Here is an 8,293-nt window from a genome sequence, read left to right as displayed (position 1 = left end):
GGTTGGCGGCCGGCGTCGCGGTGATCCGGTGGGATCAGAACTGACCGGCCTCGGTGGAGCCGGCGAGCGCGGTGGTGGAGCTCTCCGGGTTCAGAGCGGTGGAGATGGCGTCGAAGTAGCCGGTGCCGACTTCGCGCTGGTGCTTGGTGGCGGTGTAGCCGCGGGCCTCGTCGGCGAACTCGCGCTCCTGCAGCTCCACGTAGGCGGACATCTGTCGCTCCTTGTAGCCGGTGGCCAGATCGAACATGGAGTGGTTCAGGGCGTGGAAGCCGGCCAGGGTGATGAACTGGAAGGTGTAGCCCATGGCGCCGAGCTCCCGCTGGAACTTGGCGATGGTGGCATCGTCCAGGTTCTTCTTCCAGTTGAAGGACGGCGAGCAGTTGTAGGAGAGCATCTGGTCCGGGAACTCGGACTTGACGGCCTCGGCGAACTTCTTGGCCAGCTCCAGGTCCGGGGTACCGGTCTCCATCCAGATGAGGTCGGAGTACGGGGCGTAGGCCTTGGCACGGGCGATGCAGGGCTCGATCCCGTTGCGGACCTTGTAAAAGCCCTCCGCGGTGCGCTCACCGGTGATGAAGTCGGAGTCGCGGGAGTCCACGTCCGAGGTGATCAGGGTGGCTGCCTCGGCGTCGGTGCGGGCGATGATCACGGAGGGGACATTGGCAACGTCGGCCGCGAGGCGGGCGGCATTCAGGGTGCGGATGTGCTGGCCGGTGGGAATGAGGACCTTGCCGCCGAGGTGGCCGCACTTCTTCTCGGAGGCCAGCTGGTCCTCCCAGTGCACGCCGGAGGCGCCGGAGGAGATCATGGACTTCATCAGCTCGTAGGCGTTCAGGGGGCCGCCGAAGCCGGCCTCGGCGTCGGCGACGATCGGGACCAGGTAGTCGTCCACGGTCTGGACACCCTCGGAGAACTCGATCTGGTCGGCGCGCATCAGGGCGTTGTTGATGCGGCGAACGACCTGCGGCACCGAATTGGCCGGGTACAGGGACTGGTCCGGGTAGGTGTGGCCGGAGAGGTTGGCGTCGGCGGCGACCTGCCAGCCGGAGAGGTAGATGGCGCGCAGCCCGGCCTTGACCTGCTGGACGGCCTGGTTTCCGGTGAGGGCGCCCAGGGCGTTGGTGTAGGAGCCCTCGGCGTGCTCGCTGGTCAGCTGCTCCCAGAGCTTCTCGGAGCCGCGGCGGGCCAGCGTGTGCTCCTCCTGGACGCGGCCGCGGAGCTTGACGACGTCCTCGGCGGTGTAGGTGCGCTCAGTGGTGGCCCAGCGGGAGTTGTGGTCCCAGTCGTGCTGGATCTGCTCGGCGCTGGCCGGGGTGTGCTGGGTGTTCTGCTCGGTCATGGCAGTCTCCTTCGGGGGTCTGCGCGGTGCCCTGACTGGTCGCCACGCCTACCGAGATGGTGCTGATCTGGGATCTCGAAGTGATGTGCATCGCTTCGTTGAGATCCAGTCTTGACGCCTTTCGCCCGACCCGGGGGAGAAGTCGGGAGAAAATCGTCACCATTTCCGACCCTGGTCAAAAAGACCAAATCTTTACCGTCTGAAATTCCGAGGAGTGCAGCGATCTCCTCTCGCCAGGAGAATGAATGGCTTCTTGACGTTTCACCTCAGGGTCACGCCCCGGTCGCAGGCCACCCGTCGGCCAGTTCCCGAGCGTAGATCTCGGCGTCGTCGAATCCGATGATCTGGTGGGGTGATGCGACGACGGTGGGCTCGACCGCCTCGATCGTCCCTGCGGGTGCCAGGGCCTCGACCACCGAGCGGGCCGGGAGCAGTGCCCGGAACTGAGACCAGGTCGGCGGCATCAGCCGGTGCCGGCCGGTCTGGAAGTCGGCCAGTGCCTCGGCCGCCGTTGTCCACCGGCTGGCGATGCCCTCGAAGGACAGGGTCCCCGGTCGCTGGCCGTCAGGAAGGGCGGCAGCGAAGAAGTACGTGTCGTACCGTCGCGGCGGGCCCTCGGGGGTGATCCACCGGGAGAGGGGGCGCAGGCCGCGGACGTCCGGCAGCAGTCCGTGCTCGGACAACAGGCCGCCGAAGTCCAGCTCGAGCCGTTCGACGCGCTCGCGGGTGTCGGTCGGCAGCGACGTCAGCAGCTCGGGGCCCACGGGGGTCCCGTCCCGATGCCGGGCCAGCAGGATGCCGGTCTCCTCGAAGGTTTCCCGTACGACGCCGGCCAGCACCTTTCCGGCCCCGTCTGGTTCCAGCCCGAGCAGTAGCCCCCAGGCGGGCAGGTCCGTCCCGTCCCAGAGGGATGGGTCCAGGTCGTCCGTGTCATCGATGCGTCCGCCCGGAAAGGCCGAGACCCCGGCGCTGAAGTCCAGGGCTGTCGAGCGGGTGATGGTGAAGATCTCCGGAGCTCGACCGTCTGGTGCATCGCGGAGCAGTAGGACGGTCGCCGCCTGCGGGACGGGTTGCGCAGAGGGGGTGGTCATGCGGATGCTCCGTGGTGGTCGAGGGAGGCGGGGGCCGGTGCCCTCGGGGTGCCGGTCTGGCCCGTGTGGCCTCCAGTCTGGTGGAGGGGTTCCCCTCCGGTCAGGGATCGCAGGGCCATACCGGCCAGAATATCGCCGGCGTGCTGGCCGTCTGCGGTCCTGGTGGCGCGGATGGGCGTCGGGCCGGCACTGTGGGGCGTGGAGTTGAGCAGGCCGAAGGTGCCCAGGAGGCGAACCTGGCGCTCGCCGTCGTCGAGCTCGGGGCGCAGTCCAGACAAAACCGCGTCCCATAGTTGGACGTATTCACGCTGCAGCCGACGCACCGACTGGTTGTCCTTGGGGGCGAGGGAGGGCAGTTCTCTGTCCTGGATGCGGATGACGTCCGGGTCCGTGGTGGCGAATTCCAGGTGAAAGCGGACCAGTCTTTCCAGGGTCTGGGCCGGGTCTGTCACCCTGTCCTCGGACTCGGCCTCCGCCAGGATGGCCCGGCATCCCGCCAGGAGCCGTTCCGAGGCATCCACGAGGATCTCGGCCAGCAGGGCATCCTTGCTGGCGAAGTGCTTGTAGAGCGCGGGGCCACTCATGCCCACCGCCTCGCCCAGCTCTGTGGTGGAGACCGCCGCGAAGCCGCGCTCGGCGAAGAGCCGTGCCGCCGATTCCATCAGGGCCGTGCGTCGATTGGCCTTCTGGGTGGCCCGCCAGGTTGCCGTCATCGTGCCCCATCCCGTGGTTGCTGGAGTTCCTGTTGCCGGATGCTACCCAGCATAGACAACTTCGGTTACTGACCGATAACCTATTTCTAGTTACTGATTGCTAACCCAAAGGACGGCACTGCCGATGTCAGCGACGTATGAAGACCTGATCGCCGAGCTCCGCGAGCGGCGTGCCGCCGCGGCCCTCGGCGGGCCGGAGAAATCACGGGAGAAGCACACCGCCCGGGGCAAGATGCTGGTCCGGGACCGCGTGGACACCCTCTTGGATGAGGGCAGCCCCTTCCTCGAGGTGGCCCCATTGGCGGGCTATGACCTCTACGATGGGGCCGCCCCCGCGGCGGGCGTGGTGGCCGGCATCGGACTGGTCGAGGGCCGGCATGTGATGGTGGTGGCCAATGACGCCACGGTGAAGGGCGGCACCTACTATCCGATCACCGTCAAGAAGCACCTGAGGGCCCAGGAGATCGCGGCCGAGAACCGGCTGCCCTGTGTCTACCTTGTCGACTCCGGGGGCGCCTTCCTGCCGATGCAGGACGAGGTCTTCCCGGACCGGGACCACTTCGGCCGCATCTTCTACAACCAGGCGCGGATGTCCCGGGACGGCATCCCCCAGATCGCCGCCGTGATGGGATCCTCCACCGCCGGTGGCGCCTATGTGCCGGCGATGAGCGATGAGACCGTGATCGTCCGGAACCAGGGGACCATCTTCCTCGGAGGACCGCCGCTCGTGAAGGCGGCCACGGGCGAGGTCGTCACCGCCGAGGACCTCGGTGGTGGCGAGGTGCACTCGACGGTCTCCGGAGTGACCGACCACCTGGCCGAGAACGACGAGCACGCCCTGCAGATCGTCCGGGACATCGTGGCCACACTGGAGTCGACACCGTCGCTGCCGTATGTGCCGGCCGACATCGTGGACCCGGAGCAGTCCCCCGAGACCCTCACCGACGTGGTCCCGGTCTCCCTGACCACCCCCTACGACGCCCGCGAGATCATCGCCCGGACGATCGACTCCGGCAGCTTCCACGAGTTCAAGTCCACGTACGGCACCACCCTGGTCACCGGGTTCGCCCGGATCCAAGGCCACCGCGTGGGCATCCTGGCCAACAACGGGGTGCTCTTTGCCGAGTCCGCCCTCAAGGGAGCCCACTTCATCGAGCTGTGCGAGCAGCGGGGCATCCCGCTGCTGTTCCTGCAGAACATCACCGGGTTCATGGTGGGCCGCGAATACGAGGCCGGGGGCATCGCCAAGCACGGCGCCAAGATGGTTAACGCAGTGGCCACTGCATCCGTGCCCAAGCTGACCGTCGTGGTCGGCGGTTCCTTCGGGGCCGGCACCTACTCGATGTGCGGGCGGGCCTACTCCCCGCGCTTCCTGTGGCTCTGGCCGAACGCCCGTGTCTCGGTGATGGGCGGTCCTCAGGCGGCCTCCGTCCTGTCCACGGTGCGCCGGGACCAGATCGAGGCCGGCGGTGGCACCTGGAGCCCGGAGGAGCAGGCAGCGTTCGAGGCACCGACCCGGGAGCAGTACGAGCACCAGGGCAGCCCCTACTACTCGACCGCCCGGCTCTGGGACGACGGCATCATCGAGCCGGCCCAGACCCGCGACGTCCTGGGCCTGGCCCTGGATGTCGTCATGCGGGCACCCTCCGACACCACCGCCCAGACACCCGCCGGCCACACGTCGTCCTTCGGCGTCTTCAGGATGTGATCGTGATGTTCAGAACTGTCCTCATCGCCAACCGTGGCGAGATCGCCTGCCGCGTGATCCGCACCCTTCGTGCAATGGGCATCCGCTCCGTCGCCGTCTACTCGGACGCCGACGCCGGCGCGCGCCACGTCCGCCTGGCGGACGCCGCAGTCCGCCTGGGCTCTGCCCCGGCCGCCCAGTCCTACCTGGACATCGACGCCGTCCTGGCCGCCGCCCGCGCCACCGGTGCCGAGGCCATCCACCCCGGCTACGGCTTCCTGGCTGAGAACGCCGGATTCGCCCAGGCCTGTGACGAGGCCGGGATCGTCTTCATCGGCCCGTCGGCCGAGTCGATCCGGGTGATGGGGGACAAGATCACGGCGAAGAACGCGGTCGAGGCCCGCGGCGTGCCCACCGTTCCCGGCATCGCCCAGCCCGGACTGTCCAATGACGAGCTCGCCGAGGCCGCCGCCGGCATCGGCTACCCCCTGCTGATCAAGCCCTCTGCCGGGGGCGGCGGCAAGGGCATGCACGTGGTCGAGTCCGAGGACCAGCTCGCCGGTTCCCTGGAGGCCGCCCGGCGGGAGGCGGCCGCCAGCTTCGGGGACGACGCCCTGTTCCTGGAGCGCTACGTCCTGACCCCACGGCACATCGAGGTCCAGGTCCTGGCCGATGCCCACGGCGCCGTGATCCACCTCGGCGAGCGCGAGTGCTCCCTGCAGCGCCGCCACCAGAAGGTCATCGAGGAGGCACCCTCGCCCCTGCTGGACGAGGCCACCCGGGCCCGGATCGGCGAGGCCGCCTGCGAGACGGCGCGCTCCGTGGGCTACCGCGGTGCTGGCACGGTCGAGTTCATCGTCCCGGCGGACGCCCCGGACGAGTTCTTCTTCATGGAGATGAACACGCGCCTGCAGGTCGAGCACCCGGTCACCGAGGAGGTCACCGGGGCCGACCTGGTCGAACAGCAGCTGCGGGTGGCCGCCGGTGAGACGCTGGAGCTGGACCAGGAGGACATCATCCTGGACGGTCACTCCATCGAGACCCGCATCTACGCCGAGGACCCGGCAGCCGGCTTCCTGCCCACCGGCGGACGAGTGGAGCACGTCCGGCACCCCGAGGGAGAGGGTGTCCGCGTGGACACGTCCCTCGAGGACGGCCTGTCCGTCTCCGTCGACTACGACCCGATGCTCGCGAAGGTCATCACTTGGGGGCGGGACCGGGAGGAGGCTCGGCGGCGGATGGTCGCCGCACTGGAGAGCACGGCGGTCGTCGGGTTCACCACCAACGTAGAGTTCCTGCGCGCCCTGCTGGAGCTGCCCGCCGTCATCGCCGGGGAGTTGGACACCGGCCTGATCGCCCGCGAGTTCGACGCCCTCGAGTTCGCGACTCCGGGGCAGCGGGAGTTCCGGGAGGCCGCCCTGCTGATGGACGCCGCCCGTGGGTCCTCGTCCGATCCCTGGCGCCGCCGTGACGGCTGGCGCCTGGGCGGGCCGGCCCCGCGTCGGTTCCCGCTGGTCGCAGCGGACGGCACCACCCATACGGTGCTGCTGTCCGGCACCGTGGACGCGCCCAACGTCGTTGCTGAGCCTGACGCCGGCACCTCCGACGGGGCCCACACCCGGCCCGACGGCGGTCGGTCCGGTTCCCTGCCCGCGCTCGTCACGCGTAGGGGGCAGGACGTGGCGGTCACGATCGGAGGGATCGGGCGCAGCTTCACGGCTGTCGTCGGGCCCGAGGGTGTGCAACTCACCCGTCGGGGGGCGCTGTTCGACATCCGCCGGGTGCGCGCCGACCACAGTGTCCACGGTGAGGCCGAATCCACTCCCACCCTGACCTCGCCGATGCCGGGGACCGTCCTGGTGACCTCGGTCGACGACGGGGCGACCGTGAACGAAGGGGATGCGGTACTCGTGGTCGAGGCCATGAAGATGGAACACGTCATCCGTTCCACGGTGGCGGGCACGGTCGCGCTGCACGCCGCAGTGGGGGATGCCGTCTCCCGGGGCCAGGTGCTCGCTGTGATCACCCCGGAGGTCATCGAGGACGGCGGCGGGTCTGGCGAGAACGGCGAGGACATGAAGAACCCGAGGATCTCGACGAGCGAGGAGAGCGTCGCATGAGTGAGAAGCGCATCGTCCAGCGAGGACTGTACTTCGACGAGATGGAGGAGGGCGCCGTCTACGTCCACAGCCCCGGACGCACGGTGACCGAGGCGGACAACGTCCTGTTCACCACCCAGACCATGAACGCCCAGGCCCTGCACCTGGATGCGGCATGGTCCGCGGACACCGAGTTCGGAGAACCGCTGGTCAACAGCATGTTCACCCTCTCCACGCTGGTCGGACTGTCCGTGGCGCAGTTGACCCAGGGGACCATCGTGGCCAACCTCGGTTTCAGTGAGGTGACGTTCCCGGCGCCCATGCGGCACGGGGACACCCTGTACGCGGAGACCCTGATCATGGGGAAGCGGCGTTCGAAGTCCCGTCCACACCAGGGGATCGTGGAGTTCCACCACACAGCACGCAACCAGGACGGGGTGGTGGTGGCCGTGGCGAAGCGGTCGACGCTCATGCAGGTCTCCCCGGAAATGCTTGCGGCCGAGGGAGAATCGTGAATCTCGGGCCGTCCATCCTCTTCTGTCCGGCTGATCGGCCCGACCGGTACGCCAAGGCGGCCGCCGCAGCCGACGCTGTGATCCTCGACCTGGAGGACGCGGTCGCACCGCCGGACAAGGCTGCGGCGCGGGGGTACGTGGTCGCGTCATCGCTGGACCCCGCCACGACCATCGTGCGGGTCAACCCGGTCGGCAGCGAGACGGCCCGAGAGCATGAGCTGGACCTGGTCGCTCTGGCCGGCGGCCCGTATCGAGTGCTCATGGTTGCCAAGGTGGAGGATCCTGCCCAGCTGGACCATCTGCATGAGGCCGGCTACTCCGTCGTTGCCCTGTGTGAGACGGCCGCCGGTGTGGAGCGGGCATACGAGATCGCCCGGCACCCGGCCGTCGTCGCGCTGATGTGGGGTGCCGAGGACCTGGTGGCGTCCATGGCCGGCAAGTCGAGTCGCTTCGCCGAGGGCCTGCGCGCCGGCCAGTACCGCGAGGTGGCCCGCTATGCCCGGTCCCGGGTGCTGGTGGCCGCCAATGCCGCCGGGAAGGTGGCGGTGGACACGGTGTTCATGGACATCGCCGACCTCGTTGGGCTGCGGGCGGAGGCCGAGGATGCGGTGGCCTCCGGCTTCACCGCGACCGCCTGCATCCACCCGTCACAGGCGTCGGTGATCCGGGAGGCCTACGCACCGAGTGCCGAGGAATCCGAGTGGGCCCGTGCCGTGCTGGCCGAGGCCGAGGCGCAGCCGGGAGTCTTCCGGTTCCGCGGGCGCATGGTGGACGAACCGATCCTGCGGCAGGCGCGTCGGATCATGGGGTGAACCCCTACGACGCGGAGGTGACGGAGGCCCGGACCCG

Annotated in this window: 7 protein-coding genes; 4 read left to right on the top strand and 3 right to left on the bottom strand. The window is 68.9% G+C overall.

The features are described from left to right. Nucleotides 1-34: 34 nt before the first annotated feature. The 3 genes from aceA to ABD134_RS07145 form a co-directional block, all read right to left on the bottom strand. Nucleotides 35-1,339, bottom strand: coding sequence for an isocitrate lyase (aceA, locus tag ABD134_RS07155; protein WP_344228142.1), 1,305 nt, complete (start codon nt 1,337-1,339; stop codon nt 35-37). Between the two features lie 272 nt (nt 1,340-1,611). Then, nucleotides 1,612-2,430: an NUDIX hydrolase gene (locus tag ABD134_RS07150; RefSeq protein ID WP_344228140.1), complete on the bottom strand. Its 819-nt coding sequence runs from the start codon at nt 2,428-2,430 to the stop codon at nt 1,612-1,614. Further along, a complete protein-coding gene (locus ABD134_RS07145) occupies nt 2,427-3,143 on the bottom strand; it encodes a TetR/AcrR family transcriptional regulator (RefSeq protein WP_344228138.1) in 717 nt (238 codons plus the stop codon). Before ABD134_RS07145 ends, ABD134_RS07150 begins: the two co-directional genes overlap by 4 nt. 124 nt (nt 3,144-3,267) lie before the next feature. Here ABD134_RS07145 and ABD134_RS07140 point away from each other — a divergent pair, with 124 nt between their 5' ends. The 4 genes from ABD134_RS07140 to ABD134_RS07125 are packed head-to-tail and all read left to right on the top strand — an operon-like array spanning nt 3,268 to nt 8,256. After that, nucleotides 3,268-4,851 (top strand): carboxyl transferase domain-containing protein, encoded by a 1,584-nt coding sequence (locus ABD134_RS07140; RefSeq protein WP_344228136.1) that lies wholly within the window; start codon nt 3,268-3,270, stop codon nt 4,849-4,851. A gap of 5 nt (nt 4,852-4,856) precedes the next feature. After that, a complete protein-coding gene (locus tag ABD134_RS07135) occupies nt 4,857-6,950 on the top strand; it encodes an acetyl/propionyl/methylcrotonyl-CoA carboxylase subunit alpha (RefSeq protein WP_344230774.1) in 2,094 nt (697 codons plus the stop codon). Continuing rightward, nucleotides 6,947-7,444 carry a MaoC family dehydratase gene (locus ABD134_RS07130; RefSeq protein ID WP_344228135.1) on the top strand — a complete coding sequence of 166 codons (498 nt, stop codon included), beginning with the start codon at nt 6,947-6,949 and terminating at the stop codon, nt 7,442-7,444. The genes ABD134_RS07135 and ABD134_RS07130 overlap by 4 nt, the downstream gene beginning before the upstream one ends. Then, entirely contained in the window at nt 7,441-8,256 is an 816-nt protein-coding gene (locus ABD134_RS07125) for an HpcH/HpaI aldolase/citrate lyase family protein (protein ID WP_344228133.1), read from the top strand. The genes ABD134_RS07130 and ABD134_RS07125 overlap by 4 nt, the downstream gene beginning before the upstream one ends. Nucleotides 8,257-8,293: the final 37 nt, after the last annotated feature.

This window comes from Citricoccus alkalitolerans (genome assembly GCF_039528175.1).
GTDB lineage: Bacteria > Actinomycetota > Actinomycetes > Actinomycetales > Micrococcaceae > Citricoccus > Citricoccus alkalitolerans.
This window is presented reverse-complemented; position numbering and strand designations above follow the sequence as displayed.